Source organism: Qipengyuania sp. 902 (genome assembly GCF_051195295.1).
GTDB lineage: Bacteria > Pseudomonadota > Alphaproteobacteria > Sphingomonadales > Sphingomonadaceae > Qipengyuania.
On the sequence record NZ_JBNJLJ010000004.1, the window covers coordinates 1 to 26,598 of the forward strand.

22 protein-coding genes, 1 tRNA gene and 2 pseudogenes are annotated in these 26,598 nt (G+C 62.5%); 9 read left to right on the forward strand and 16 right to left on the reverse strand.

The window, feature by feature from the left end; translation table 11 throughout:
* Window positions 1-154: 154 nt before the first annotated feature.
* Window positions 155-1,054, reverse strand: a complete 900-nt coding sequence (locus tag ACSH0F_RS12225; RefSeq protein WP_435203199.1) for a LysR family transcriptional regulator — start codon at window positions 1,052-1,054, stop codon at window positions 155-157.
* A gap of 92 nt (window positions 1,055-1,146) precedes the next feature.
* On the opposite strand from ACSH0F_RS12225, the pseudogene ACSH0F_RS12230 reads away from it, so the two are divergent.
* Window positions 1,147-1,242: pseudogene (locus ACSH0F_RS12230) on the forward strand (VOC family protein); the annotation flags it as partial.
* A gap of 131 nt (window positions 1,243-1,373) precedes the next feature.
* Window positions 1,374-1,643, forward strand: coding sequence for a VOC family protein (locus ACSH0F_RS12235; protein WP_435203733.1), 270 nt, complete (start codon window positions 1,374-1,376; stop codon window positions 1,641-1,643).
* Window positions 1,644-1,763: 120 nt separating this feature from the next.
* Here ACSH0F_RS12235 and ACSH0F_RS12240 read toward each other — a convergent pair whose 3' ends face one another.
* Window positions 1,764-2,444: a type 1 glutamine amidotransferase domain-containing protein gene (locus ACSH0F_RS12240; protein WP_435203201.1), complete on the reverse strand. Its 681-nt coding sequence runs from the start codon at window positions 2,442-2,444 to the stop codon at window positions 1,764-1,766.
* 250 nt (window positions 2,445-2,694) lie between these two features.
* On the opposite strand from ACSH0F_RS12240, the gene ACSH0F_RS12245 reads away from it, so the two are divergent.
* From ACSH0F_RS12245 to ACSH0F_RS12260, 4 genes are read left to right on the forward strand one after another with little or no spacing between them, the layout of a single operon-like run.
* Window positions 2,695-3,324, forward strand: coding sequence for a TetR/AcrR family transcriptional regulator (locus ACSH0F_RS12245; RefSeq protein ID WP_435203203.1), 630 nt, complete (start codon window positions 2,695-2,697; stop codon window positions 3,322-3,324).
* On the forward strand, window positions 3,321-5,006 hold the full coding sequence (locus ACSH0F_RS12250) for an MFS transporter (protein ID WP_435203205.1): 1,686 nt from the start codon (window positions 3,321-3,323) through the stop codon (window positions 5,004-5,006). Before ACSH0F_RS12245 ends, ACSH0F_RS12250 begins: the two co-directional genes overlap by 4 nt.
* Window positions 5,003-6,118: an HlyD family secretion protein gene (locus ACSH0F_RS12255; RefSeq protein WP_435203207.1), complete on the forward strand. Its 1,116-nt coding sequence runs from the start codon at window positions 5,003-5,005 to the stop codon at window positions 6,116-6,118. The genes ACSH0F_RS12250 and ACSH0F_RS12255 overlap by 4 nt, the downstream gene beginning before the upstream one ends.
* Window positions 6,119-6,123: 5 nt before the next feature.
* Window positions 6,124-7,488 carry an efflux transporter outer membrane subunit gene (locus ACSH0F_RS12260; protein ID WP_435203734.1) on the forward strand — a complete coding sequence of 455 codons (1,365 nt, stop codon included), beginning with the start codon at window positions 6,124-6,126 and terminating at the stop codon, window positions 7,486-7,488.
* Window positions 7,489-7,733: 245 nt separating this feature from the next.
* On the opposite strand, the gene ACSH0F_RS12265 is transcribed toward ACSH0F_RS12260, so the two are convergent.
* Complete coding sequence (locus ACSH0F_RS12265) at window positions 7,734-8,570, reverse strand: LytTR family DNA-binding domain-containing protein (protein ID WP_435203209.1); 837 nt, start codon at window positions 8,568-8,570, stop codon at window positions 7,734-7,736.
* Between the two features lie 115 nt (window positions 8,571-8,685).
* Between ACSH0F_RS12265 and ACSH0F_RS12270 the strand changes: the two genes are divergently transcribed.
* Window positions 8,686-9,876 carry an acyltransferase family protein gene (locus ACSH0F_RS12270; protein WP_435203211.1) on the forward strand — a complete coding sequence of 397 codons (1,191 nt, stop codon included), beginning with the start codon at window positions 8,686-8,688 and terminating at the stop codon, window positions 9,874-9,876.
* 250 nt (window positions 9,877-10,126) lie between these two features.
* Here ACSH0F_RS12270 and tcmP read toward each other — a convergent pair whose 3' ends face one another.
* The 3 genes and pseudogenes from tcmP to ACSH0F_RS12285 all read right to left on the reverse strand — a co-directional run bounded on the left by tcmP (window position 10,127) and on the right by ACSH0F_RS12285 (window position 12,400).
* Window positions 10,127-11,281 (reverse strand): three-Cys-motif partner protein TcmP, encoded by a 1,155-nt coding sequence (tcmP, locus tag ACSH0F_RS12275; protein ID WP_435203213.1) that lies wholly within the window; start codon window positions 11,279-11,281, stop codon window positions 10,127-10,129.
* A gap of 74 nt (window positions 11,282-11,355) precedes the next feature.
* Window positions 11,356-12,116, reverse strand: a pseudogene (locus ACSH0F_RS12280) (DUF5131 family protein).
* A 207-nt stretch (window positions 12,117-12,323) separates the two neighbouring features.
* Window positions 12,324-12,400: transfer RNA gene (locus ACSH0F_RS12285), tRNA-Arg, on the reverse strand.
* Window positions 12,401-12,461: 61 nt separating this feature from the next.
* Here ACSH0F_RS12285 and ACSH0F_RS12290 point away from each other — a divergent pair.
* Window positions 12,462-13,199: a queuosine precursor transporter gene (locus tag ACSH0F_RS12290; protein WP_435203215.1), complete on the forward strand. Its 738-nt coding sequence runs from the start codon at window positions 12,462-12,464 to the stop codon at window positions 13,197-13,199.
* A 71-nt stretch (window positions 13,200-13,270) separates the two neighbouring features.
* On the opposite strand, the gene ACSH0F_RS12295 is transcribed toward ACSH0F_RS12290, so the two are convergent.
* The 10 genes from ACSH0F_RS12295 to ACSH0F_RS12340 form a co-directional block, all read right to left on the reverse strand.
* On the reverse strand, window positions 13,271-16,198 hold the full coding sequence (locus ACSH0F_RS12295) for a TonB-dependent receptor (RefSeq protein ID WP_435203217.1): 2,928 nt from the start codon (window positions 16,196-16,198) through the stop codon (window positions 13,271-13,273).
* 188 nt (window positions 16,199-16,386) lie between these two features.
* On the reverse strand, window positions 16,387-17,412 hold the full coding sequence (virB11, locus tag ACSH0F_RS12300; RefSeq protein ID WP_435203219.1) for a P-type DNA transfer ATPase VirB11: 1,026 nt from the start codon (window positions 17,410-17,412) through the stop codon (window positions 16,387-16,389).
* A gap of 13 nt (window positions 17,413-17,425) precedes the next feature.
* A complete protein-coding gene (locus ACSH0F_RS12305; protein ID WP_435203221.1) occupies window positions 17,426-18,556 on the reverse strand; it encodes a TrbI/VirB10 family protein in 1,131 nt (376 codons plus the stop codon).
* Window positions 18,556-19,329, reverse strand: coding sequence for a TrbG/VirB9 family P-type conjugative transfer protein (locus ACSH0F_RS12310; protein WP_435203223.1), 774 nt, complete (start codon window positions 19,327-19,329; stop codon window positions 18,556-18,558). Before ACSH0F_RS12310 ends, ACSH0F_RS12305 begins: the two co-directional genes overlap by 1 nt.
* The gene (locus tag ACSH0F_RS12315) at window positions 19,329-20,498 is read right to left on the reverse strand and encodes a type IV secretion system protein (RefSeq protein ID WP_435203225.1); all 1,170 of its coding nucleotides are present in this window, start codon (window positions 20,496-20,498) and stop codon (window positions 19,329-19,331) included. The genes ACSH0F_RS12310 and ACSH0F_RS12315 overlap by 1 nt, the downstream gene beginning before the upstream one ends.
* Window positions 20,495-22,933: a VirB4 family type IV secretion/conjugal transfer ATPase gene (locus tag ACSH0F_RS12320; protein ID WP_435203227.1), complete on the reverse strand. Its 2,439-nt coding sequence runs from the start codon at window positions 22,931-22,933 to the stop codon at window positions 20,495-20,497. Before ACSH0F_RS12320 ends, ACSH0F_RS12315 begins: the two co-directional genes overlap by 4 nt.
* Window positions 22,923-23,207: a type IV secretion system protein VirB3 gene (locus ACSH0F_RS12325; RefSeq protein ID WP_278328005.1), complete on the reverse strand. Its 285-nt coding sequence runs from the start codon at window positions 23,205-23,207 to the stop codon at window positions 22,923-22,925. Before ACSH0F_RS12325 ends, ACSH0F_RS12320 begins: the two co-directional genes overlap by 11 nt.
* Before the next feature lie 2 nt (window positions 23,208-23,209).
* Window positions 23,210-23,509 (reverse strand): TrbC/VirB2 family protein, encoded by a 300-nt coding sequence (locus ACSH0F_RS12330; protein WP_278328004.1) that lies wholly within the window; start codon window positions 23,507-23,509, stop codon window positions 23,210-23,212.
* Between the two features lie 6 nt (window positions 23,510-23,515).
* On the reverse strand, window positions 23,516-24,145 hold the full coding sequence (locus tag ACSH0F_RS12335; RefSeq protein WP_435203230.1) for a lytic transglycosylase domain-containing protein: 630 nt from the start codon (window positions 24,143-24,145) through the stop codon (window positions 23,516-23,518).
* A 164-nt stretch (window positions 24,146-24,309) separates the two neighbouring features.
* Complete coding sequence (locus ACSH0F_RS12340) at window positions 24,310-24,693, reverse strand: hypothetical protein (RefSeq protein ID WP_435203232.1); 384 nt, start codon at window positions 24,691-24,693, stop codon at window positions 24,310-24,312.
* A 243-nt stretch (window positions 24,694-24,936) separates the two neighbouring features.
* Between ACSH0F_RS12340 and ACSH0F_RS12345 the strand changes: the two genes are divergently transcribed.
* Window positions 24,937-26,508: a hypothetical protein gene (locus ACSH0F_RS12345; RefSeq protein ID WP_435203234.1), complete on the forward strand. Its 1,572-nt coding sequence runs from the start codon at window positions 24,937-24,939 to the stop codon at window positions 26,506-26,508.
* Window positions 26,509-26,598 lie beyond the last annotated feature (90 nt).

The following is a 26,598-nucleotide window of genomic DNA, read 5'->3' on the forward strand; positions in this document are numbered from 1 at the left end:
CGGGTGCTTCAAGTCGATTACGCCGCTGAAGAGCTTCCCTTTGGCCTTGAATGGCTTGGCGTGTAGCGTCCGTTTCCGCCCATCTGACGACGCTTTCACCGAGCTATCGCTGCGCCAAGAGCGGACTGTCAGTCAACGACCCGATAGCAGTCGTTCAGAAAGTTAGTTTGCCGACCTCTTCTCTGATCAAACGAGCTAGCTTTTCAACCCGCGGTGAGCGGGTCTTCCGCTTCAGCATAATGAGGTGAAGTTGGAGGACGCTGGATTGCGGGAGTGACGCGACCCACATTTTTTCGCGCTGCGGGGAAGCCAGGACTCCGCTGCGCGGCAGGATCGAATAGGCCAACCCTTGCGCAACCGGCGCAGGAATCTGGCCGATCTGGTTGACGAAGCTGCGGACGCGCAGGCTTTCTGTGCCGCGGTATTCGCTGGCGAAATTAGCTCCGAGAACCGCATCGGCATAAAGTGCTCCATCAGGATGCTGGACCAGGCCCAGCGCTTGCAAGTCCTCGAACTCGAGCGGGCGTCCTTCCCATTCAAGCGGCAAAATCAGGTCTAGCGGCTCAGGACCCAAATGCTCGCTCGCCAGACGCGGGTGGCGCGGCACATCCCCTACAATCCCGACATCATAGGTCCCTGCGAGGACACCGGACACGATGCTTTCTTCGGGCGCCGCGATGAGGCGCGCGGAGATTTCCGGGGCCTCGCCCATCCAGGCAATCAAGCTGGGATAGAGCAGCATCGCGAAACTGCCCGAAGAGGCAGTGCTGACCACACCGCGATCCTCAACCTCGTCCTCCAGGCTATCGAGAAACTCCCGCTCCTCGCGCCAACGGGCACGCGCCATCGAAAGGGTTTTCTCGCCGGCATCGGTTAGGACAAAACCCGGCGTATCCCGCTCTATCAGCGATTTGCCAAGCTGCTGTTCCAACTTGGCGATGTGCTGGGACATCCCGGGCTGAGTCATGTTGAGCCGCTCGGCTGCGCGCGTGAAGTTGCCCTCCTCACAAAGGGTGGTGAAGGATCTTAGCCAACGCGGATTGAGCTCTGCCATAACAAAGTGTTATCCTAGTCATGTCAGATGATAATTTCAAATTTTTGCCGGAAGGTCGACATCGCAGGCTTCAGGCAGCGAAAGGATGAACCATGAACGTATCGCCCAAGACATTCTCGCATATCGGTCTCTCGGTCCCCGACCTCGAGGCCGCAGTCAAATTCTACACCGAAGTCCTCGGCCTTTACACCATCATGGAACCAACCGAGGTGTTCGAAGACGAAAGCCCGATCGGCATCATGTGCACCGACGTATTCGGTCCGAACTGGGAGTCGCTTAAGATCGCCCACCTCGCACCGCTGACCGCGTTGGCATCGAGATTTTCGAATTTCCCGAGAACTACGCCCCTGAGGATAATCACGACCACAAGCGTCATGGGACCTTTCACTTCTGCGTGCAGGACCCTGACGTCGAAGGGCTGGTCGAGAAGATCGTGGCGGCTGGTGGCAAGCAGCGCATGCCGATCCGCGAATACTACCCCGCCGAAAAACCCTATCGCATGTGCTACTTCGAAGACCCGTTCGGCATCGTCTTCGGGGTCTACATCCACAGCTACGAGCTGACCTACTCAGAAGGCGCCTACTCGTAATCTCGGGCCTTGAGCGGGAGGTGTCGTACCTCTCGCTCAAGCTGCCATTCCGTTTAAGGGTGTTCCGTAGTGCGACAGAAGTAGACAGGCACGTCACGCACGCACCTGCACAATTCACTCCTAAGCGGCGAGCGTTTCGAGCAGCTTTTCGGCAGCCGGCTCGCTCGACGGCGGGTTCTGGCCGGTGATCAGCAGGCCATCCTGCACGACATAGGGTTCAAATACGCCATCCTTGGAAAAATCGCCGCCCTGCTCCTTCAGCACGTCTTCAAGCAAGAAGGGTACGACGTCGGTCAGGCCGACCGCTTCTTCTTCCTCATTGGTGAAGCCGGTAACCTTACGGCCCTTCACGATCGGATGTCCTTCAGGAGACGTCACGTTCTTGAGCACGGCCGGGGCATGGCAAACGAGCGCCACGGGCTTGCCCGCCGAGAGTGCGCCTTCGATGGTCGCCTTGGAATCCGCGCTTTCAGCCAGGTCCCACAGGGGCCCGTGGCCGCCGGGATAGAACACTCCGTCGAACTGCGAAACGTCGAGTTCGGCAAGCTTGCTGGTGGAGGCGAGGCGAGCCTGCGCTTCCTCGTCGTCCTTGAACCGCTTGGTCGCATCTGTCTGCGCATCGGGCTCGTCGGACTTGGGATCTAGCGGGGGCTGCCCACCGGCCGGGCTCGCCAGCGTGATATCGTGGCCGGCATCCTTGAGCACGTAATAGGGCGCCGCAAACTCCTCGAGCCAGAAGCCGGTCTTCTTGCCGGTGTCGCCCAGTTCGCCGTGGCTGGTGAGAACCATGAGGATTTTCATGTGCGCAGTCCTTTTATGGAGAGAGAATTGCCCGTCGCAGCAACGCAGGGCTTCGTTATGGGAACACGCCAGCAGCAGTTCGGTTTCGGATTGCAATTTTTCCGCTCCGAAGGAACCGTTCGCGGGGCGGGGTTTATCCGTCGATGACGGGTCGCTCCGTGCGGTTGGCGGCTAGCCCAAGTCACTTTATTCAACAGCCATTGGATAACCAATCGCAGGGCCTTATGTTGCAGTGCACAAGGAGCGGTGAGTGGCTGAGCGACGCGGGCGAGGACGCCCGAAAGATACCGATACCGACACCAGTGCGGCGATTTCGCGCGCCGCGCTGCAGCGCTTTGCCGCGCAGGGTTTCGAGGCCACTTCGCTGCGCGAGATCGCCGGCGATGCCGGGGTCGACGTCGCGCTGATTTCCTATCGCTTCGGCGGCAAGCTGGGCTTGTGGAAGGATATCGTCTCGCAGGCCGGTGCAGACCTGCGCGAGGCGCTCGAACGGGCTCCCGGCGATAGCGAAGAGGCAAGCGCGCAGCACCGGCTCGACCATTCGGCCCGCGCCTTCCTCGCCTACCTGCTCGATCGCCCCGAGGTTCCCCGCCTGCTGCTGCGCGATATCGCCATCGATAGCGACCGCTCGCAATGGCTGCTCGAAACGCTCTCGCTGCCGCTGCACCGGCATTTCATCGATCTGGCGCAAGCGGCTGCGAAGGAGCGCGGTGACGCCCCGGCTCACCTCGAGTTCCGGACGGCGAATTTCATCTATTCCGCCGCCAGCACCGTCGCCCGGCGCGAACGCCTCGGGAAGCTCGTCGGCGGCATGGAAGACGATGCGCAATTTGCAGCCGCGCTCGAAGAAGTACTCGTCGAAGGAGCGATGATGCCGTGACCGACCACAATATCCTCATCGACACGGTCGACGGCTACCGGTTCAAGCCGCACGAGATGCCGATCCTCCCCGGCTCTCCGGCTAATCCCGACCACCCTCCGGCGCGCCGCGCGGCCTATCTCGCCATAGGTATCTTCATGGCGCTGGTGGGTGGCGCGCAAAACGGATTCCTGCTCGCCAATGCCCCGGCCCTCCAGGCCGAATTCGCGCTGACGCCGGTCGAGACAGGCTGGCTGACGGTGGCCTTCTATTCGACCTACGCCACCATGAGCATGCTGTTGTTCCGCGTGCGGCAGGAATTCGGCATCCAGCCCTTCGTGCGCTGGGCCATGGCGGGACTGGTCGCGGCCAATTTCGTGCAGATGATCGGCCCTGGCTACTATCCCGAACTCGCGGCGCGCGCGGTTGCGGGCATTGCCGCCAGCGGCCTCTCCGCGCTGGCGATCTATTACCTCATGCAGGGGCTGCCCGCGGCCATGCGTGTTGGCGGACTGGTCATTTCGCTCGGCCTCACGCAGGTCGCCGTCCCGCTGACCCGTGCTCTGTCGCCGGCGCTGCTGGTCGATGGCGACATCAGCCATATCTTCCAGTTCCAGTTCGCGCTGTCGCTGCTGGGCCTGGGGATGGTCTACTGGCTGCGCCTGCCGCCGGGTATCCGCAAGCAGACCTTCGAGAAGCTCGACATCCCGAGCATCGCCCTGTTCATTGTCGGGGTCGCCGCGCTGTGCGCTTTCCTCATCCAGGGGCGCATCCAGTGGTGGGACACACCGTGGCTCGGCTACGCGCTGGCCGCCAGCATTCTCGCGCTGGGCGGGTGCTTCCTGATCGAAGCGAACCGCAAGAGCCCCATGCTCGACCTCAGCTGGTTGTCGAGCCGCTCGATCCTCGCGCTCGCGCTGATCGGGGCGACGGTGCGCATCCTCGTTGCCGAACAGGGGTTCGGGGCGAGCGGGATGTTCACCGCGCTGGGCTACGGCAACGAGCAGCTGACCGGCTATTTCTGGGTGCTTGCCGGGGCGACATTCGGCGGCATGGCGCTGTCGGTGGTGCGGCTCGATCCCAAGGACCTGACCCGGCCCGTCCTCTTCGCGATCCTCGTCATCTGCATCGCCGCCTTTGCCGATACGCGCACCGGGGTGATGACAAGGCCGCAGGACCTCTTCTTGACGCAGGCCGCCATCGCCTTCGCGGCAGTCTTCGCCATGGGACCGATCATGATGGAGGGCATGCTGCGCGCGCTTGCGGTGGGCCAGAGCTATGTCATCAGTTTCATCGCGATATTCTCGCTCTCGCAGTCGATCGGCGGCTTGGCGGGTATATCGCTGCTTTCCGCCTTCCATACCGTGCGCCTGAAGACGCATCTCGTCGATGCCGGCAGTACGCTTACCCTCGCCAACCAGCAGCTGGGCCAGGCTCTCGGCTATGCCGCACAGCGCGCCGCTCCGCTCCAGGGCGATCCCGCCCTCCAGCAGCAGGCAGCCGCCGTGAGCATCTCGCAGGAAGTCGGCCGAGAGGCCGCCGTACTCGCCTTCAACGACGTGTTCTTCCTCATCGGCACGCTGTCGGCGGTGACTTTCGCCGTCGTCTTCGTGCCGTGGCTCATCAACAAGATCCGCGGGCGTAACCCGCTCGCCAAGGAACTGGCTTTCATGGAGGCCATGCTCGCAAGGACCAGACAATGACCGATCCGAACCCTTCCGAACCCGAACCCGAAACCATGACCGAAGACGCGCCCGCGCCCGAGCAGGAGGCTGGGTGGTCGCCCAATCCCTCACGCCGCCGGATCGTGGTGGCGGCCGGGGCGATCCTTCTCGGTGTGCTCGTGGCGCTGTTCGCCTGGGGCCTGCCACCTTTCGCAGGCGGCGACGAGACGACGAACAACGCCTATGTCCGCGGACGCACAACGGTCGTCAGCCCGCAGGTCGCCGGCTACCTCGTCGAAGTACCGGTGGCAGACTTCCAGCGCGTGGAGAAAGGCGAATTGCTCGCCCGGATCGACGATGCGCCTTTCCAGCAGAAGCTACAGCAGGGCGCCGCCAACGCGGCAGCGCAGCAAGCGACGCTGGCCAATAGCGCGCAGAGCCTGCGCTCGGCTCGGGCGCAGCTCGAATTGCAGGACGCCGCTGTCGCTGCTGCCCGCGCAGGGCTGCAGCAGGCGCAGGCAGATATGAACCGTATCGCAGAACTGGTGGGCGAAGGTTCGGTTTCGCTACGTGAACGCGACCAGGCGCGCGCGGCACTGCAGCAGGCGCAGGCTGGCGTGAGGCAGGCGCAGGCGCAGCGGGCCATTGCGGCTGAGAACGTGCGTTCGGTTACCGTGGGGCGCGGGGCGCTCGAAGCGCAGGTGGCCGGGGCGGAGGCCTCCAAAGGGCTTGCCGAATTCGAGCTTTCGCGCACCGAAATCCGCGCGCCGCGTGCCGGTCGCCTGAGCGAGGTCAGCGCGCGCGTTGGCCAGTTGGTCACTGCCGGAACCCAGCTCATGTACATCGTGCCCGACGATCTGTGGGTTGTGGCGAATTTCAAGGAAACGCAGACCGCGAACATGGCTGTTGGCCAGCGCGCCACGCTCGAAATCGACGCGCTAGGCGGTCTGGAACTCACCGGCCGCGTGCAGAGCATTGCGCCGGCGGCGAGCAGCGAATTCAGCCTTGTGAAGCCCGATACCGGTGCAGGCAATTTCGTCAAAGTGCCGCAGCGTATCGCCGTGCGCATCGTGCTCGACAAGGGGCAGGACGCCGCACAGCGGCTCGGCCCGGGCATGTCGGTCGTCGCCACTGTACATACGGAAGAATGATCATGATGAGCAGACCACTGGCCGTTCTGGCTACTAGCGCCCTTGCTCTCCCCGCCTGTGCTCCTGCTTTGCAGGAGGCTCCGCTTGGCGCCGCGGTTGCTCCACCGACCGAATGGCGAACCAGACTTGATGTGACCGCTCCGGTCGAAAGGGACTGGTGGGACGCCTTCGGCGACCCGCAGCTTTCGCGGCTTGTCGAACAGGCCCGCCTCAACAATCCTGATGTGCAGATTGCCGCCGCCCGGGTCGAAGAGGCGCGCGCGGCCGAGCTGGCATCGCGCGGTTTCCTTCTTCCCGCACTCGGCGCGGGCGTCGAGGGCGGCGTCAGGCGCGAGGTTTCGCCTTTTGGCCAGGCACAGACCACCGTTGCCGCACAGCCTGCATTCCGTGTTTCCTACGAACTTGATCTCTTCGGCAAGAATGCCGCCCGCGTCGATGCGGCCGAGGCCGGCGTCGTCGCAAGTACTGCAGGCGCCGAAGCGGTGCGGCTATCGGTAAGCGCGGCAACCGCCAGCGGCTACATCACCCTGCTTGCGCTAGACAAGCGGCTCTCCGTGCTCGAGGAAACGCTGGCTGCACGGCAGGAGGCGGTGAAGTTCGCCCGCGACCGGGCCGAAGTCGGCTACACCTCCCAGCTACCCCTCAGGCAGGCCGAGGCCGAGTATCAGGCCACCGCACAGCTCGTCCCGCAACTCAAAGCGCAGATCGCGCGGCAAGAAAACGCTCTCTCGGTACTGACCGGCGAGTTGCCGGGCACCATCGAGCGGGGCGGGACGCTGGCGGACCTGCGCCAGCCATCCGCACCTGCGACCCTCCCATCAGAGCTGCTGCGCCGCCGTCCGGATGTCGCTGCAGCGGAGTACCGCATTGCGGCGGCAGATGCGCAAATGCGCGTGGCCCGCGCCGATTTCATGCCCTCCATCGACCTCGGGGCAGCGGCTGGTGTGGTGCTTTCCGACCTGCTTACCGATCCCGTCAGCGTCTGGTCGCTAGGCGGCAGCATCCTAGCCCCCATCTTCCAAGGCGGGAAGCTGCAGGCACAGCTTGACAGTGCGACAGCGCAGCGAGACCAGGCCGCTTGGGCATACCGCTCGGCCGTCCTCAACGCCTTTCGAGAAGTAGAGGATCGGATGACGGTGCTGGCCAATCTGAAGGAGCAGGAAGCCGCGCTCAAAGCCCAACAGGTCGCCGTGGCCGATGCTCTGCGCCATGCACGAAACCGCTATCGCGCCGGCTACACACCCTACATCGAGCAGGTCGATGCACAGCGTGCCTTGCTAGGCGTTGAGCTGTCGCTGGTGCAAGTGAGGGCCGATGAACTGACCGCGCTGGTCGGGCTCTATCAGGCGGTGGGCGGGGCACCAGAATAATAGACCAAGACTTGCTGGTTCTTGGCAGAGAACGGCTGCTTTCCACCCATCTGACGACGCTTTCATCAAGCCAGTGATGTGCCAGGAGCGGACGGACGGCTAACGACCCGATAGCGGACGGGGGCTTGTTGCTGATCCCCGCCCACTTTCATGCAGCCAGTTTGCGAGATCCTTCGCAATCTCATCATGGCCCACAGAGGCCAGCGCGCGAACTGGGCATTCGGGCTGGTAAATTCTTGCGCAATTCAGGCGAGGTTCGGACGGAATCGTCGACTGCCGGAAATGACCGCCCCTGAGCGCAAGGTGAGGTCGAAGTCTCCACTCTGACGCGTCTCGGTCACTTCGATCGCTGCTCGCCGCACCAGCCGTGATCGATGAATGCGAACGAAGCCGTGTGGAACGAGCTCCTTCTCCAAGTCAGCCATTGTCCGCCTTGCCAGTTCGCTGCCGAATGCGCCGTGCAATTCGACGTAGTTACCAGCTGCGCCTACCCAGTCGATCTCCTCGGGACGTAGCATCACGATCCGGCTTCCATCCCGCACTTCAATCAGCGCCAGGTCGTCCGGCCTCGGCGGAGATGACGATTGTGGCGACTCCATTAGCTTACGCGCCAAAAGGAACACAGTAAGGATGGAGACATAGGTAATCACGTCTTTGCGCGCCTCAAACAGAAGTCGATCTGTCCAAGGTTCGCCTGGGGCATAATCCTGTCCGGCGAGCGCGAAGACGGCGGTTCGCAGCGCCGCCATGAAGACTGTGTGCAATAGCGAAACTGTGACGCATCCCCCTGCATGGCCGAGAAGCGCAAACCAGAGCGGACGGCGCGCGAAGTAAACTCCGAGCGCGAGAATCACCGGCAATAGCGCAAGCCAAGCGGCATAGCTCGTCCCCTCCAGAACCCATGCCTGCCAAGAAGCAATGGGCCGGCCGAGCGCCTGGCGTTGGTCGATCAGGCTGGCCGCGTTGACTGCCATGTAGAGAAGACCGAATCCGCCAAAAACAAGCATCGCGATAACACGCGGATTCCGCAGCAGACCCGCGCCGCGCCGAGCACCGCTCGTCCCTTGATCGCCGCCGCTCATCACAACCTGTCCCGCTTTCCGTCCCGCCTGTTCCTCCGTCCGTCACTCATGTCGCGACGGCCGATCTCTGGATGAACCAATGTCCGATTCAGGTTAAATGCGATGGAGGGAAAACATGCAAGCCAACATGGCAGTGAACTGTCGCCAATACGGCCTCGACTGGCTGAGAATCGGCGCGTTTGCCTTGCTGATCGTCTACCACGTAGGGATGTTCTTCGTGCCATGGGGATGGCACGTCAAAGCCGCCGAGCCCGTGGAATGGGCCGTGTGGCCGATGATGGCCATCAATCCTTGGCGATTGTTGCTGCTGTTCGTCATCTCGGGCGTTGTCTCCCGTGCGCTGATGACGAAGCTCGTCACTCCCGGAGGCTTCGCAAAGAGTCGCTCCATTCGGCTGGCAGTTCCACTGCTGGCTGGGATGGTGCTCTTCGTCGCGCCACAGCCATGGTTCGAACTGCGCGACCAAGGAGTATATGGGGCCGGTTTCCCGCAATTCTGGTTGAACGACTATTTCGAGTTCGGCGGCAGTCGCGGAACACCGCTGCCGACTTGGAACCACTTATGGTTCGTTGCTTATCTGTGGATCTATTCGCTGCTGTTCGCGGTCCTTGCGATGCTGCCTTCCGCGCTACGGATGCATTTGCAGGTAGCTTTTGATTCGCTGTTTTCCGGCTGGCGCCTGGTGATCCTGCCAGTCGCGTGGCTGGCCCTTTCGCGGCTCATCTTGCACCCGGCATTCGGCGAGACCCACGCATTGATCGACGATCCTTACGCCCATGCGACCTATGGCTTTGCCTTCTTCTTTGGGGTGGCATTGGCCCGGTCAACGACGGCTTGGAACGCCATCCTCACCCACTGGCGGCGTTTTCTTAGTCTCGCAGTCCTCGCCTGCATGGTGTTTTTTGCGGTGAACACGGTAGGCGCAGACATGGCTGGAGAACAGCCCGCCCGCGCGATTGCACGGTCCGTGCTGGCATGGAGTGTAATTCTCGGCCTGCTAGGTCTCGCCCAGACACGCCTTCACCGCGGTGGTCCGATGCGGCGCTACCTCACCGAGGCAATCTTCCCCTATTACATCGCGCACCAGACGATCATCGTCGCGGCTGGGTTCTGGCTCAAAGAAGCAGGGGCGCAGAATGGCATAGCTTTCAGTGCCATCCTGCTGACGACGTTGATCGGATGTGCGCTTACCTACGAGATAGCGCGGCGTGTTGATTGGCTCCGGCCTCTGCTCGGATTGAAGCCCGCAATCGCGCCGGCGTCTTCATCAGCCTGGATTGCCAGAATGCATCGTCAGCGGTCTTGAACCGTTCCCCTCAAACCGGCGTCTCTCGTGTCAATTTGGCTGTGTAATTCGAAGTCATGGATGGCAACTTTCCACCCCATAATCGGACATTCGCGGAGCGCATTATCGGAGCAAAGCTGCCGGTCCGCCTTCAGGCATCCGCAGGGAAAGCCTGAACGTCCGGAATGGGGGGCTTAGCGGACCGACCGTAACGGGGCCGGGAGAGGACAGCCAGCTATTCGACTGGCGACACCAAAAATCACTGCCAAGTTCACGCGGGCGACTCGCTCTGGCCTGCGAAGCGTATGAGATCACCATCTCTGGCCGAACGCCGTTTTGGCCCCCAACCCTCAATTTTTATCCGACCCTGTTTCTGCCATTGCGCCATTGTTTGAGCTAGCTCAGTGCGCCGGATCAGCCAAAGCTCAAGGACTTGTGGCCATAGCTTCTCCCATAATATGCCTGTTGAGCCTGCATCCTTGATGACCTCGTAGGCCACGTGTTCGGCAGACTTTCTCTCGCGCTCAATCAGTTGGCCACCACGTTCAAAGGGATCGGCTTCACCCGGTTTATCAAACAAGCCTGCTTGTCCCGTCCTCGCGATCTTGATGTCGGACCGCATTGCAGACTGCCGAGAGAGCGCTTGAGATTGTGCGTCCCGGAAGACGCTAATTCCAGCTGGGTGCCTAGAGAGATAGATCAGCTTATAGAGGCTGCGATCGGCTTCGCTTTCATCAACTGTGTTCCATGGGGCATAACGGTACTGCCCCATCGCCGTGAGCGCATTTGTCGCAAGGCGCGTTATGAACCTTTCTCGATCTTCGCCCTTTAATACACTCAGCTCGGCCTTCCAATTAGTGTCATCATTCAGCTCGGACAGCCATGCCTCTAGCTTTGTTAGCCAATCCGTATGCGCAAACCGGTTGGCAAACTCGAACATGAAGTTGATCAATACTTCTGTCTTGTCTGGGGCAACCAAGCACTGAAACTTGCGCATGTCGGGAAGTCCCTTGGGATCAATGACGACAAATCGAAAGCAGTCACGTGGCAGGGAGTTTGCGATCTTGTGTGCGAAATGCTCAGCGGTGCCCGCGTGGACATGAATCTCGTCAATTCCGGAGAACTTGCTGACCGCTGCTTTGAGCTCTTCGTGGGCGTCCTTCTCAACAAGGTGCGCAACCATCCTAACATCGCGCCCCAACCGCTCTTGAACTTTCTTGGCTTCCGCCATCTGCGAAAGCGCTATTCCAAACGAAGTATCTGAATAATCCTGACACCTGGATTTCCAAGGACCAGCAAACAGATCGACATAAACAAAGGTTTTGAACTGGCTGACCTTCGGCAGCATGTCGCGAACATACCGCTCAAGAAATGTATGTTTTACGTAGGCCGGCTCTCTGCCCTCATACAAATTTTGATCGACCATCGGACACCAGTGAACAGGTTGCTAGAAATACTTATTCACTTTGCTGTCGGTGGCGGGTCAAGAGGTGCCCGCGATCAATCCGCAATCAAATAGTCGGGCATCTCATCATAAGTGCGCCCGTTCAGTATGCGACCAGTGCTCTTCTTATTCACTCCGCCCCACTGCTTGAAAAAAAAGGCAGTCCCCGTCTCAAGGCACTGATCGAGAATGTTCTCGACCCACTCGGTGTCCATTGGACGGGAGCGCGGACCGCTTTCCCCACCAACTATCGCCCAATGTATGCCGGCCATGTCGACGCGTCCAACATCGCCGATAAGAGGTTCGAAGGAGATGAAACGCACACTCGCGGGGACGTCGCGCAGGTAGTTCATGCGCTCAATGACGCGGCGATCCTCGACGCTCGTACCCAGCCAGACATTGGCAAGCGGGTCCGGCGAGATATCTTGCAATAGCTCGGCCATCCGGTGAGGTCGCTTGGTCAAAATCTGATAGTGGTGTTGGGGCGTCCGGCCCATAACTTCCCAAATGCGTCGCACGAAGTCGCTGGGCACATCAGGGTGGAACAGATCTGAATGGAATTGACGAACACTCGGCGAGGCTTCTTCCACGTCAATGGTATCTCAACCGAATCCTCGTGGCAGCGAACTCTGTCAGTCCAGACAGCGCCGCGCTTTGAGCGTTTCGTGAGCCCTTCGTACTTGTCGTGGCCCATCGCTTGCAGACGGGTAGCCATGCGCATCGCGTAGCAGTTTTTGCACCCAGCACTCTCGATCGAACACCCGACAACCGGATTCCAAGTCAGGTCGGTCCACTCAATGGAAGATTGTTGTGCCATTAACTGTCCTCTGTTCCGTTTAGCACACCAAGATTCTGATGTGAATCCATCGATTTCAGAGAGCGAATGACCGCTTTCGGCCGCAGCCAACCTTTATACGAATGACCGAGATGGGGGCGCATTCCGGACGGAAACGAAACGTGACGGTCACGTTTCGCTTACCTGGCGGTCACGGTCAGCTTGTCCGAGGGCTTCCTGCAGATGAATTGGCGCGCCCGGCAGGACTCGAACCTGCTGCCTCAAGATTAGAAGTCTCGCGCTCTATCCAGATGAGCTACGGGCGCGCGCCGTGCCTGCCATAACGCCGCTTTTCCGCAGCGCCAATCGGCACTAGGCAGCTTTGCCATGGAAAATCACGCATCGCCCGCGCCATTCGGCCAGCAGCCGCGCTTCCGCTATTACGATATGGTGATGGCGGCCTTCGTCACGATCCTGTTGCTGTCGAACCTCATCGGGGCATCCAAGCCAAGCTATGTCGTCCTGCCGGTGATCGGCGAGTGGTCGTTCGGCGCAGGCGTGTTGTTCTTCCCGGTAAGCTACATCATCGGCGACATCCTGACCGAAGTCTATGGCTACGCCCGCGCGCGGCGAGTGATCTGGACCGGTTTCGTAGCGCTGCTGTTCATGGCCTTCATGGCATGGGTCGTGGTGCAATTACCTGCGGCGGAAGGCTGGCCGGGACAGGCGGCCTATGAATTCGTTTTCGGCAATAGCTGGCGCATCGTGCTCGCCTCCATTGTCGCCTTCTGGGTCGGCGAGTTCGCCAACAGCCTCGTCATGGCCAAGATGAAAATCTGGACAGAAGGCCGCGCATTGTGGACGCGCACCATCGGATCGACCGTGGTGGGTCAGGGCCTAGATAGCCTGATCTTCTATCCGCTGGCCTTCTATGGGCTTGCTGGGTGGCCGGTGGAACTGCTGTGGCAGGTCGCCTTGTCGCAGTGGCTGATCAAGACGCTGTGGGAGGCGCTGCTGACGCCCTTCACCTATGTAGCGATCAATTGGTTGAAACGCGCCGAAGGGGTCGAGATTTTCGATACCGACACCGACTTCTCCCCCTTCGCTACATCGAAGAGATATTAGGGCAACGCCGGTCCATGAAAAAGGGGCGACCCGCAAGCCGCCCCTCCTCCCCCTTTTATCAGGTCGTAGGCTTAGAACTTCGCGCCCACCGCGATGCCGTAGCGCCGCGGGTCGAGCGTGAAGATATTCGTGAAGTTCCCCGAGCTCGCGTCGGTGACATAAAGTCCGGTCACCGAGTCGCTGTCGAAGATGTTCTGCACAAAACCCCGCACGAACCAGCGATCGTTCGCGCCGTTCAGCTGGATCTGGGCATTGGCCTGTACGAAGGGCTCGATGCGATTGACCGCGCCATTGAAGACGTTGCCGTACTGTGTGCCGGTAAACGCCAGGTCGAAGCGGGGTACGAGCGACATACCGTTGCCGAACTCAGCGGTGTACTGAACACCGACCGATGCCTTGAACTCCGGAGCCTGCGGCAGCTTGTTGCCGCGCAGGTTCTTCTCGACCCCTGGGCTCAACACCTCAATGCCCCCGAACAGGTCCCCGATCGCTGCCGCTTGTTCAGCGAGTACCGAGCAGATGCCGAAAGCGCCGGTCGAAGCGATACCGCTGTCGGCAGGGAAAGGAGAAGGGCCCCGCAACTGCAACCCCGGGGACGAATTCACCGCCGTGACAAAGGCATTCGCGCCCGCGCCGGTCACTGCGCACAGCGCGCCGTTGGAGATATCCTTGATGATGACGGCGTCGGGATCGCCGCCGCCGGGATCGCGCGGATCGCTGAAGAACTGGTCGCCGGCCACCTCTGCATTCAGGTAGCTCAGATTCATGTTGACAAGCCAGTTGTAGCTGGGCCGCAGGATCGTTTCGAGCTCGACACCCCAGATGTTGGCATCGATCGTGTCGTTGACTGACGTCCGGGCTACGATGCGGCTGAGCTGCAGATCCTTGTACTTGTAATAGAAGCCCGTCAGATTCACCTGCGCCGCGCCGTCGAGGAACACGTTCTTCGAACCGATTTCGAATGCATCGATGCTTTCGGAATCGAAGCTCTCCGGCACTGCGAAGATCGGCGAGAGCGGCGGGTTGATGCCGCCCGATTTATAGCCGCGCGAGTAGGAGAAATAGAGGCTGTTGTCCGGCGTGATCTCGTAATCGAGCACCGCGCGTCCCGTGATGGCGTCGAACGACACGTCGCGTTCCTGCAGCAGCTGGTTGCCCGGGACGCTGGCATCGGCATCGAACGTGCCGACGAACGGCGAATCGAATGGATCACCGCCCCCAAACGGATTCAGGAAGTTGGCCAGCGTGGTGCGGGCAGCGACCGATTTCGTATCGTCATTGTAGCGCAGGCCGCCGGTGAAGGTGAGCTTGTCCGTGATGTCGAAATAGACTTCGGCGAAGATACCGAAGCTCTCCAGTTTGAAATCGGCGGTATTGTTCCGATACATCGACGTCGCGAGATAGGATGGCGGAAGTCCGTTGGCGAAGGCGGAGAACGTCCCGAGGATGGCGGTCGCGTAATCGAGGCCGAACGAGTTCACGTAATAGCTGTTCTCGCTGACTTCCGTTTCGGCATAGATACCACCGACGAGGAAGTTGAACGGCCCGTCGAAGTCGCTGGAGAGAATGGCCTCGGCCGACCAGGATGTTTGATCCTGGTTGGACCTGTCGAACGACAACGGCACATCGCTGCAGATTGCATTGCCTTCGAAGACGCCGCGGTTTCCGTCGTCATTGTCCGAAGTGCAGAGCTGGCCGTTGGGACCATTGGGAATGAGCGCATTGGCGATGGGAGCGAAATAGGCGTTCGATCCCGGGATGAAGGCGGGCGCCGGAAGCCCGGTCGGGATCCCGTTGGCAGCCAGAAACGCCAGGGTGTTGAGGCCTGTGGCATATCCCGTGCGGTCCAGAATGCCGAGGTTGTAATCCTGCCGGGAATCGACCGTCGTTTCCTGATAAATGCCGGTCAGCGACAGGTTCATCGCGCCGATGTTCTGATCGACATGTGCCTGCAACTGAAGTTCGTCGGCGAAGTATTCAGGCGCGAATGCCGTGTTTACCGTGCGGACATCGTTGGGCTCGTCGAAGTTCGCGTAACCATCGGGTCCGTAAACGCTACCCAGGGCCAGACCTTCCGGGATGCCCTGGATCCGGAACAGTTCGACCGAAGTGAGCACGGTAGCAAGTGTCGAGTTCGCATTGGTGCTGTCGAAATCCCGGCGGTTGTTGAGGCAGCCGAGCACGCCGGTCGGATCGCGCTGGCAAGTCTGCTTCTGGATGCGCAAACGATCGTCGTTCTCACGGAAATAAAAGCCCATGAGATCGATCGTCGTGCTTTCGGTCGGTTCGAACCGTAGCGATCCGCGCACCGCGTACATGTCGCGGCCGTCGATGTCCGAGTTGTCGAAGAGGTTGTCGGTAAATCCGTCTCGGTTCAGATAGTAACCGGCCACCCGAACGCCCAGCGTATCGCCAAGGGGCACGTTCACCATGCCCTTCGCCTTGATGCTGTTGTAATTGCCGTATTCGAACTCGGCAGCGCCACGGAACACACCCATCTCAGGCTTGGCCGTGACGACGTTGACCACGCCGGAGGTGGCGTTACGCCCGAACAGCGTGCCTTGCGGACCACGCAGCACTTCAACGCGCTCGAGATCGAAATATTCGGCCTCGAACAGGCGCGTGCCGAACAGGGGCGATCCGTTGACGTGAATTGCCGTCGCGCTGTCGCAGGTGACGCCGACGCACAGGTCGCCGATGCCGCGGATGGTGAAACTCGAGGCGGTGAAGTTCGATTTGGTGAAGGAAACGTTCGGTAGGGTCAGCTGAAGGTCACTGGCGTTCTCGATCTGCTGCGCTTCAAGCGCTTCGGCATCGAATGCGCTGACTGCGATCGGCACTTCCTGCAGGCTTTGCGCCTGGCGTTGTGCGGTCACGACGATGACGTTCTGCCCGAAATTGGGATTTTCCAGATCGTCGTCGGTCGCTTCCTGAGCAAATGCCGGGAATGAAATCGCGCTCGCGCAGATACCCGCGAGCAGGGTAGCCCGTACCTTCATAAACCCTCTCCTCTCCATGAACCGTCTTTGCGGTTTCGGTTGCAACGCTAACACACATTCGTATGCGCGCAAGGTCCCACGCAGGATTGTTGCGCGTAAGCCCGCGGATTTTTGCCGAGTGTTGTTCTAGCATCGCAGATGGGACGCATCTTGACGCTACGGCATCCGATGGTCTGCAGATACGCAGTCTAAATCAGCGTGTGGCTTTCCGCGATCTGCGTGATGCCGCGCTTGCCCGTTTCGTCGCGCCCCAACTGCACGATCACGTCGATAACGCTGGCTGCATAAGCGATGGTATCGCTGCGAGTGAGGCCGATTCCCGTCTGCATGACCATGAGCGACAATTGCTCCAGCGCACCGCGCAGGCTGTTGGCGTGAACAGTCGAGAAACTGCCCGGATGGCCGGTGTTGATGGCGCGCAGGAAGCTCACGCTTTCCGCTCCGCGCAGTTCGCCCAGCACGATACGGTCTGGCCGGAGGCGCAGTGCGGCTTGCAGCAATTCGTTGGCCGTAACCTTGGCCTCGCCCAATTCGCCTTTTACCGCGACCAGGCCGACGCCGTTTTCGCCCGGCAGTTTCAGCTCGGGTGTGTCCTCCACCAGCACGACGCGTTCCTGCTTCGGAATTTCGCCCAGCATGGCGTTGAGGAAGGTGGTCTTGCCCGTGCTGGTGCCGCCGGAGACGAGGATCGTGCGTCGCTGCGCGATGGCTTCGCGCAGGAACGCCACCGGCTCCGCCTGCAGATCGGGCATGGCACCGCGCGTCGGCGGCGAAAGCGGCCCGGTGTCGTAGGCGTCCAGCGGCAGGTCGAGCCGGCGGTGGCGACGGATTGCCAGCGCCCAATGCTTGCGGGCAGCGGGTGGACCGCAGAACTGGATGCGCGCTCCGTCGGGGAGCGTCGCGCCAAGCAGCGGATGTTCGCGGTTGATCCCCTGATGGCTGACCCGCGCGACCTGTTCGGCAAGCCGCTGGATCAGCCGGTCGTCGATCTCGGGGCGCTCGACCTTTTGCATGCCACCGAGCGCGGCATCTTCGACCCAGACTTCGCCCGGACGATTGACGAGGATCTCGGTGACCGTGTCTCGTTCCAACCACTCGCGAAACGGTGCGAGATAGGCGTCGAGATAGACGCTGCGTTCGCCGTGCAGATCGACCGGCGGCGCCTCTTCCTCGGGCGCTCCGTCGGCGACGAAGGGATGGATGTCGGCGCTCACGCTGCCCCTGCCCTCAGTTGACCGAGGAGAAATCGAGATCGCGGCTGGTGAAGATGCGGATCGGAGCGCCGATACCAACGCGCACGGTCGGACCGCGCTGGCCGTCCTGCTGTGCGGCTGTGGCTGCGGCCGACTGGCTCGCCCCGCCGATCAGCACGCCGCCCGCCCCGCCGGTCGCCACTGTGCCGAGGCCTCCGACGACGCTCAGCAACATGGCCGAACCGAAGCGCTTGAAGAAGCCGTTACCGGACACCTTGCCCTGCAGGCCGGTCGTGCCGTCGAAGCCGATGGCCGGCGAGGCCAGATTGACCGAGGCACCGTCGGGCCGGATCAAGCGCGTCCAGATCACATAGGCACGCTTCTGGCCGTTCTGCAGGCCCGACTGGTACTGGCCGATCAGGCGCGAGGAACGCGGAACGAGCACGCGTGTCCCGTCGAAGCTGCGCACATCCTGGCTGACGACGGCGCGCACGAAGCCGGGCACATTGGTGTCGATCGCGGTTTCGAGCACGGCGGGGATCAGCGTGCCCTGCGTGACCGTGGTCGAAGGGTTGGTCATCGCGCTGGCCCGGGCCGGAGCGCCGCCGACGCCGCCGATCCGGCTGGCGAAGTCTGAGGCCGAATTACCGGTCGCGGCCTCCCCTGCCCCGCCTTCTGCCGGAGCGGTCGGATCGAGCACCGCTACACCCGCAGGCGCTGCGCCCGCGTCGAAGACAACCGTCGGGCTGGCGAAACGGTTGGTCGCGGTCGCCGGATCGGGCGCGACGGAATAGACCGGCTGCGGAGCCGGTGCGGATTGCACCTGCGCGACGGGCGCGGCCACCGGCGTTACAGGAGTGACGGCTTCGGGCGGCACCGCAGGCACGACTTCGACCGGAGCCTGCTGGCCGCCGACGCCTTCGGGTTCGGCGACGCGGGTGGCGTTCATGCTCCACAGCGTCACGATGCCGAGGCCCGCCACGATCGCGATACCAGCGACCATGCCGAGAATGTCGGATTTGCCGGCAGGGAGAGCGACTGCCGGGTGGGCATTGCGCTGGGCGAGGTCGATAATCTCGGCGTCGATCTCGTCGCGGGGATCGGTATCGTTGGCGATCGTTTCGCTGCCGACGGTCTTTTCGGGCAGGCGCATGGCGAGACGCATCAGCTATCTCCCTTCTGGGCAAGCGCGGCGCTGCCGCGTGCGGAAACCGGTTGGACCGGGCGTTCGGGCGCGGTGTTGATGAGCTCGGCGCGCTCTTCGCCGGAGCGCAGGATGAGCGTACGCGGCACACCGTCGACGACGATCGTGTCGCCACGCACGGTGAAGTTGATCGGCCCTTCGACGCCCTTGGCATTTTCGACAAGGATCGCCGGAACCTGCTTGCCCTGCGGCCAGGTCAGGAAGGTCACGCTGCCATCGTCGAACGTATTCTCCGGCAGCAGCTCGGGATCGCCCGACGCGCTCCAGGCAAAGTTGAGGTCTGCCGGATCGACCACTGCGAAAGGATCGCTGGCCGCCTGCTGCTCGGCCGAATTAGCCTGCGCGAGCTGCGTTTCTTCTTCCGGCTCCTCCGGATAGTCGAAGCGCAGCACGTAAATCGGCTTCGCATTGGGGCTGGCGACGAGATCGAACAGATAGGTGCGCTTGCTGGTGATCACCGTGAGATTGGTCGAGGCACGCGGCGCGAGCGGTTTGACGAACAGGATGTCGGCCCGCTTGTTGGGCGTGACCTGCCACGCTTGCGAATCCCCGATGGCGACATTCTCGATCGTCTCATCGTCGCCGAAGATGATGGAGGCCTGCACGGTGACCTTGCCGTCCAAGCGAACGACTTTCGCCTCGTCGTAGAAGATTTCGACCAAGCGCGAGTCCTTCGCGGCAGCGGGCGCGGCCAGCATGGCCAGGGCGAGCGCGGGAATGAGCGCGCGATTCATCAGCGTTTCTCCACGGAACGGTCGAGGGCCTTGGGCGGGGCGGGCTTGAAACGGCTGCCGATCCCCATCGCCCGGCTCGGCCCGGAATTGAGCGGTGCGACCTCACCATTGCCTGAAGCGGTCGCGAACACCTTGGTAGTGCGGGTGGTCGATTGGCCGCCTGCGTCATTGGCCGCAACCGCCGTCGGTATGGCCGAAACATCGATGCGGCGCGCCTGCGAGCTGGCGGAATTCGCCGCCTGCGCCTGTGCGAGAGCGGGCGCGGGTGCAGCCTGCGGGGCTGCGACGGGAGCGGAAGAGCCCTTGTCCTGGCTGTCGGGCGTCATGCCGAACACGGTCCATCCGGCAACCATCGCGCCGGCGACTTTCAGCACCAACACCATCAGTGCGACATGCACCGCGCCGATCATGAAGAACGCCATCGCCGCCTGCGGATCGATGCTGCCGGGCCTCGCCACCAGCGCGCCGAGCACCGGTACGGCGAGTTCGAGCATGATGCTTCCGCCGAGCACGGCGAACAGCGGCGTAAGCGCGCACAGCGTGAGACCCTTGATCCAGCCCGTGAACAGCCCGCGCGTTCCGTTGAACAGTGCCATGACTACGAAAATCGGGCCGAGCGCGACCAGCACGCCGAGCGCGATCTTGGTCGTCACCAGCAATCCGACGGTGCCGAGCATGAACAGCATCGCGCCGAGCCACATCATGCCTTCGGGCGAAAAGGCCGAGAAGTCCTCGCCCCCCCCGGCGCTTGCCTCCTGGATGGCCATGAACACTACATCGATCTTCTGCGCGAAGACCTGCGTCGCGCTGCCCTGCGCGCCGGTGAGGATACCGGCGAGATAGTCGGGCGTACCGATGGCGAGGTTCCAGACGACGCTCTGGTAAGCGACCCAGCTGGTGGCGAAGGTCAGCACCAGGCCGAGCGTCATCATCCGCGGCACCAGGCTGCGCACGCCGATATTGGTGCGCCCGGTCAGCAGCGCAAAACCGAAGATCGCGATGAACAGGGTGAGGACGATCGTCAGCGTCGTCGTCAGCGCCCCGCCCGATGCGAACAGCCGACCGAAGGCTGCTGCCGCGGTTTCGCCCGCGACACAGTCCACGCCCTTCAGCGCGGCGGCGACGCCGTTGCCGACCTGCTCGGCGGCCTGTTGGCAATTCGCGCTCATTCCGCAGCCATGTCGAGATTGAGATCGCCGTGCTCGACGATGTCGTTCGCGCCGCCGGGCCATTTCGTACCGGTAAGCGCGGGGAACCAGTCGGCCGGAGCATCGCCCATCGCTTCGCGCAGCACGTCCAGACGACGGACCGAACTTTCGCGGCCCGAGAGCAGCGTCAGAACTTCGGGCGCGCCCGAGAGGTCGAGGCGAACCACGACGCTAGCATCGGGCTGGCGCACGAGGAAACAGCGGCTATGCGCGGGAAGCGTGCGGATCAGAGCCAGTTCGTGTTCCGTCAGGCCGAAACCATCGCAATAATCCTCGGGCCGCGCGCGGCTGTTGGGCATGAACACCATGGTCGCGGTCTGCTCGACCAATGCGGTCGAAATGCGGCTTTCCAGCGCGTCGCGCGCGCTCTGGGTGGCGAAACCAACCAGGGCGTTGCGCTTACGCAACGTTTTCAGCCAGTCGCGGATACGCGCGGCGAAGACCTCGTCGTCGAGCGCCTTCCAGCCTTCGTCGATGAGGATCATGGTCGGCTTGCCGTCCAGCCGTTCCTCGATCCGGTGGAAGAGATACATCATGGTCGGCGTGCGCAGCTTCGGGTTCTCGAGCAGCGCGGTCATGTCGAAGCCGAGCACGCGGCTCGTCAGGTCAAGCTTGTCTTCCGCGTTGTCGAACATCCATGCGTTCTCGCCCGAACCGATCCACGCGCTCAGCCGATCGGCCAGATCGCCCGGTTGCGGACGGCGGCTGCCGGACAGCAGTTCCTTGAAGTGGCGTAGACGGCGCAGCGAAGCGTCGTTAGCGTAGGCGGCGTCCACCGCGCCAGCGATGGTCTGCTCTTCTTCCGACCCTTCGGCCTTGAGCAGCACGCCCAGCCAGTCGCGCAGGAAGGCCTTGTTGCCCGGCGTGTCGGGCAGCGCGAGCGGGTTGAAGCCGGTCGGCTCGCCTGCGCGGATGCTGTCGTAGCGCCCGCCGATGCCGCGTACGAACAGCTCCGCGCCGCGGTCCTTGTCGAACAGGATGGTGCGCGGGCTGAACTTCTGCGCCTGCGCGGCCAGGAAGTTCATCACCACAGTCTTGCCTGAGCCGCTCGGCCCGATGACCGAGAAATTGCCGAGATCGCCGTGGTGGAAGTTGAAAAAGAACGGTGTCGCGCTGGTCGTCTCCAGCAGCGTGACCGCTTCGCCCCAGTGATTGCCGTCGGCCTGGCCCAGCGCGAAACCGTGGAGCGAACCGAAGCTTGCCATATTGGCGCTCGAGATCAGCGCACGGCGGACGAGATAGCTTTCGTTGCCGGGGAACTGGCCCCAGAAGGCGGGTTCGAGATTGGTATCTTCGCGCACGGCGATCGCACCGGTATCGGCAAGCGCGGCGGCGCAGGCGGCCATGGCGTCGTCCAGCCGGCCGAGATTGCGCTCCTTGACCATCACGGTCAGGTGGTGGTCGCCGAACCCGACCGCGCCATTGCCCAGCGCATCGCGCGCGGCGAGCATGTCGGCGCGTTCGGCGGCGGCTTCCTCGTCGGCGCTCTTCAGACGGCGGATCGCCAGATCCATCCGCTCGCGCGCAGTCTGGCGCTCGGTCGGCGCATAGCTTTCGCTCACCACCATCTCGAACGGCAGGCGCAGCAGGCTGTCGAGCAGGCCGGGGCTGGTCGCTTCGGGATAGTCCTTCAGGCCGAGCATCGCGGCGAAATCGGGCGAGCCCGACCCGCGCATTTCCATCGCATCGAGACCGAAGCTGACCCGGCGATAGGGCAGCATGTTGCCGATATCGACATCGTCCGCTGGTTTCCTGACCGGACGCATCTCGCCATTGTAGAGTGCCGACAACAGCTCGAGGATTTCGGAGTTGGTATTGCCCAACGGGCCGACGTAATCGGTCAGCGGCGCCGCGCCGTAGGCTTGCAATGCCGCGACCAGACCCTGCGAGGCGGCGCGCAAACTGCGCAGATCCTTGGGATCGGCTTCCAACTGCTCGCGCCCGGTGCGCTTGAATTTCTTGCCGACCCGCTCGACCAGACCGGCCTTTCCGCGGGCCGGGCGGCGGATCAGCGTGATAAACTGGTCGTTCACGAACAGCTGGCCCGAGCCGAGCCGCTCGCGCCAGCGCTCGTCGATATGGCGGCTGATCGGATCGGGGAACTGGGCCTCCAGATCGACCGATACGCGGCGCCGGATGACGTGATGGTAGAGCACGAAGCGTGCATCCAGCGTGGAGCGAAGCACCACTTCGCGGGTGGCGGCGTGTGCGTTGAGCGCTTCGCTATCCTCGGTCTCGAACAGCAGACCGGGCACCTGGATCGCGGTCATCAGCGATCCATCGCGCAGCAGCAGCGTGCTTTCGTCGATCAGCCTAAGATAGGGCAGGCGATCGCCGGCGCGCGCTTCTTTCGCGCCCCAGGCAGCAGCGCCCTTCCACTTGTCCTTACGCGGCATAGGAGTTGCACCCCCAGTGCTTGTAATTCTTCACCCGCGGGCATTTGGAGACCTTGGTGATCCACAGGTCGAAGATGCGCGGTTCGCGCAGGCAGGCGAAATAGCCGATGCCGTGCATCACTGCGAAGACGACCAGCGCAAGCCAGCTGCCGGTGATCAGGAACGCCTCGGTCGTCACCATCCCGTTGATGATGAAATAGTTATACGTCACGCCCGCAAACATTTGCGGCCGGGTGAGCGCACGGTGGACGGGATGGCGGACGAGGTTGGTCATGGCTAGGCCGCCACGCCCTGAATGCCGGCCACGATCGAGGCCGCGCCGAACAGGATGAACACGCCGATGATCACAGTCGCGCCAAAGCGCCAGTTGAGGCGTCCGGTCAGCATCATGAAGCCGACTGCGGCAACCGCCATCACGGCGACGGCAGTCGCGACATTGCCGAGCAAAGTGCCCTGCAGCCAGCCGAGCGCAGCGACGATCGGGCCAGACCCGGCAGGATCGGCCGCCTGCGCGAAAGCGGCACTGGGGGTTGCAAGCAGGGCCAGTGCGGCCGGAATCGAGAACCTGGACTTCAAGTGAATTTACTCCCGTGAATGGCTGGCGAGACGACCCATGATCGCTGCCACGTAAAGCTGCGTTTCGCGGATGCGCGGGATCCCGCGGGCGCGCTCCACCCGCCCGGGCCCTGCATTATAGGCCGCGAGCGCTTTTTCGATATCGCCATCGAACCGGTCGAGCTGTTCGCGCAAGTATCGCGCCCCGCCTTCCAGATTGGCGAAGGGATCGTTCGGATCGACACCCAGATCGCGAGCCGTCCCCGGCATCAGCTGGGCGAGACCACGTGCGCCGACCGGCGACACTGCGTTCGCGCGCCAGCGGCTCTCCTGCCACACCATCGCCTCGATGAGTGCCGGGCTAAGATCGTAGCGTGCCGCCAGTTCGGCGACCTTCGCCTGATAGGTCACCGGCACCAGCGCAACGGGCGCATTCGGATCGGCAACGGCGATGTCGGGAACGTAAACGTCGGCCGGCACCTCGCCCATGGGCTCGAAATCGGCATGCGGAATGGAAGCAGCAGCAGGCGCGGTGCTCCCGCCAGCTACCCAGCGTGCTCCGTCCGCATCGATCTCCATGACATCCGCCTTCGCAGGGAAGGCAACCAGCGCCGCACAGGTCAGACCCATACCGAGCGCCAGGCGTGCTAGAATCATTGCACCCTCCGTCCGGTCCCACTGGCCACTCTACATGACAAGCGGGTGACAGGAAGCTCAATGTGGATGGTTTCCGTCGCAAACCGGCAACAGTAGGGCACAAAAAAGCCCGCCCTCCTCTCGGAGCGCGGGCTTGAAGACCGCCATCGGCGGCAAAAAGCGCGTTAACGCATCGACATCGCATAGTAGCGAGCAAAATCGCCACGGTCTAGTGCCGCAAGGGCCCGTCGGGCAAGCCTGCGCGAATCTACCCATTGGCCGTCCGCGGTTTCGAGTTCGACGCTCCAGTCGGCCTCGGCCGCAGCTTCGAAATCGGCACGGGCGTCATCGAACTGGTCGATCCGCGCCAATGCGACACCGTGATTGATCAGACGCGCCGGATCGTCCGCTTCCAGCTCGGCGCAGGCTTCGATCGCTTCGACAGCGGCACGGTCGCGGCCAGCAACCAGCTCTTCGTAACCGACGTCGAAACTGGTCTCGGGCGCTTCGACGACAGCAGGCGCACCTTGCGCCAGCAGGGCCAGAACGAATGAGGTGGCAAGGGCCATGGCATTTCTCCCAATGTGTTGTTGAGACCGAAATACCGCCCGAAGCTCACGGCTGCAACAAAACTGCAACATTGTCACATTTCTGAAATGCAGCGCATCGGCCAATGACCTGTTGATACTGCAACACAACGGTCACGAACTGACACAAACTGTCACGAACCCCTCCTAGCTGGCGAGTCGCGATCAACGAATTCGCACTCGATATTCTTCCGATTCATCCGGTTTTTGAGGGGACCGTTACCCGTGACAAATCTTCATCGCTCGCTCGTACTCGGCTGTAGCGCAGTGGCCCTTGCCAACTGCGGCGCCGACGAGATCGTCTCGCCCGGTACGGGCGGCAACATCACCATCAACAATCCGTCCGCGCCGGCACCTTCGCCGACCCCGACGCCGACTCCGACATCTTCGCTTGTCGAGGCTGCCGCAGGCTGCCCGACCATCTCCGATCCCACCGGCCTGACCGACAGCGGCACGATCTCCGGCCCGACCGGCGAGTATCGCGTCTGCACCATGCCGGCGCGCTTCACTGCCAGCTCGACCCTGCCTTATGTCGAAGGGCTGCTCTATCGCATGGATGGTCGGGTAGACGTTGGCGAGGACGGCGGACCGACCGATACCGGTGCCGATACCGATGTCCAGCTGACCATCGAGCCGGGCGTCATCGTCTACGCATCGGGATCGAGCTTCCTGAACGTGAACCGCGGCAATACCATTCAGGCCAACGGCACGGCCGAACGCCCGATCATTTTCACCAGCCGGGACAATGTGCAGGGCCTCAACACCGACAACTCGTCGGGCCAGTGGGGCGGCATCGTCCTGTCGGGTCGCGCACCGGTCACCGACTGCATCGCGCCGGGCGCAACCCCCGGTACCGCTGCCTGCGAGCGCCAGGTCGAAGGCGCGGCGCAACCCGCCCTGTTCGGTGGCGCTCAGCCGGCCGACAGCTCGGGCAGCATGAAGTTCGTCCAGATCCGCTATTCCGGCTTCGTCCTGTCGGGCGACAACGAACTTCAGTCGCTCACCACCGGCGGCGTCGGTCGCAATACGGTGCTCGAGAACATCATGAGCTTCAACAGCTCGGATGACGGCGTCGAATTCTTCGGCGGCAACGTCAATACGAAGCGCCTGATCGTGGTCGGCGCGGAAGACGACAGCATCGATACCGACACCGGCGTGAAGGCCAACATGCAGTTCGTCATCGCCATCCAGCGCGCCGGTGCCGGGGACACGATCATCGAAGCCGATTCCACCAATGGCCTCGAAGAACAGACGCCGCGTCAGAACACGCAGATCTCGAACGCCACCTTCATCCACAATGGCGGGGATCAGGACCAAGCGATCCGCATCCGCGGCTTCGCCGACTATGCGATCGTGAACTCGATCCTGGTCGACCGGACCGGCGGCACCCCCTGCCTGCGCATCGACGATACCGAAACGCTCAGCCGCACCAGCGGCGCGGACGAGGCGGGCCCGGTCCGCTTCGAAAGCTTCGTGCTCGATTGCGCCGTGGACTTCCGCGACAGCTCCGGCGGCGTAACGGCCACGGACATCCAGAACCGCTTCGAAGCCGGTTCGAACAACAATGCGAACTTCACCAACACGCTGACGATGAGCTTTCTCAACGGCTCGAACGAAAGCGGCGTGCCGGTGTTCGATCCGACCGCGTTGTCTAGCTTCTTCACCGTCCCCGACGAAATCGGCGCGGTCTACGCATCGAACGCGGACTGGGTGAACGGCTGGACGTGCAACTCGGCCACGGTGACGTTCGACAGCGACGTGTCGGCCTGCACCAGCCTGCCGGTCTACGACTCGTAAGCATATTCGCTCGCGGGGGCGCGCAAAACCGCGTCCCCGCGAGCCTTTTCCATTTCCGGACGCCTCGCGGCTCCGTCACGAAATCTCAGG

Bases quoted from the DNA above. Each gene is read 5' to 3' on its own strand.
- ACSH0F_RS12315 (WP_435203225.1), bottom strand. From the start codon at position 20,498: ATGAGCGCGAATTGCCAACAGGCCGCCGAGCAGGTCGGCAACGGCGTC.
- ACSH0F_RS12240 (WP_435203201.1), bottom strand. From the start codon at position 2,444: ATGAAAATCCTCATGGTTCTCACCAGCCACGGCGAACTGGGCGACACC.
- ACSH0F_RS12325 (WP_278328005.1), bottom strand. From the start codon at position 23,207: ATGACCAACCTCGTCCGCCATCCCGTCCACCGTGCGCTCACCCGGCCG.
- ACSH0F_RS12310 (WP_435203223.1), bottom strand. From the start codon at position 19,329: ATGAATCGCGCGCTCATTCCCGCGCTCGCCCTGGCCATGCTGGCCGCG.
- ACSH0F_RS12255 (WP_435203207.1), top strand. From the start codon at position 5,003: ATGACCGATCCGAACCCTTCCGAACCCGAACCCGAAACCATGACCGAA.
- ACSH0F_RS12320 (WP_435203227.1), bottom strand. From the start codon at position 22,933: ATGCCGCGTAAGGACAAGTGGAAGGGCGCTGCTGCCTGGGGCGCGAAA.
- ACSH0F_RS12305 (WP_435203221.1), bottom strand. From the start codon at position 18,556: ATGCGTCTCGCCATGCGCCTGCCCGAAAAGACCGTCGGCAGCGAAACG.
- ACSH0F_RS12225 (WP_435203199.1), bottom strand. From the start codon at position 1,054: ATGGCAGAGCTCAATCCGCGTTGGCTAAGATCCTTCACCACCCTTTGT.
- ACSH0F_RS12260 (WP_435203734.1), top strand. From the start codon at position 6,124: ATGAGCAGACCACTGGCCGTTCTGGCTACTAGCGCCCTTGCTCTCCCC.
- tcmP (WP_435203213.1), bottom strand. From the start codon at position 11,281: ATGGTCGATCAAAATTTGTATGAGGGCAGAGAGCCGGCCTACGTAAAA.
- ACSH0F_RS12265 (WP_435203209.1), bottom strand. From the start codon at position 8,570: ATGAGCGGCGGCGATCAAGGGACGAGCGGTGCTCGGCGCGGCGCGGGT.
- ACSH0F_RS12290 (WP_435203215.1), top strand. From the start codon at position 12,462: ATGGAAAATCACGCATCGCCCGCGCCATTCGGCCAGCAGCCGCGCTTC.
- ACSH0F_RS12340 (WP_435203232.1), bottom strand. From the start codon at position 24,693: ATGGCCCTTGCCACCTCATTCGTTCTGGCCCTGCTGGCGCAAGGTGCG.
- ACSH0F_RS12295 (WP_435203217.1), bottom strand. From the start codon at position 16,198: ATGAAGGTACGGGCTACCCTGCTCGCGGGTATCTGCGCGAGCGCGATT.
- ACSH0F_RS12335 (WP_435203230.1), bottom strand. From the start codon at position 24,145: ATGATTCTAGCACGCCTGGCGCTCGGTATGGGTCTGACCTGTGCGGCG.
- ACSH0F_RS12270 (WP_435203211.1), top strand. From the start codon at position 8,686: ATGCAAGCCAACATGGCAGTGAACTGTCGCCAATACGGCCTCGACTGG.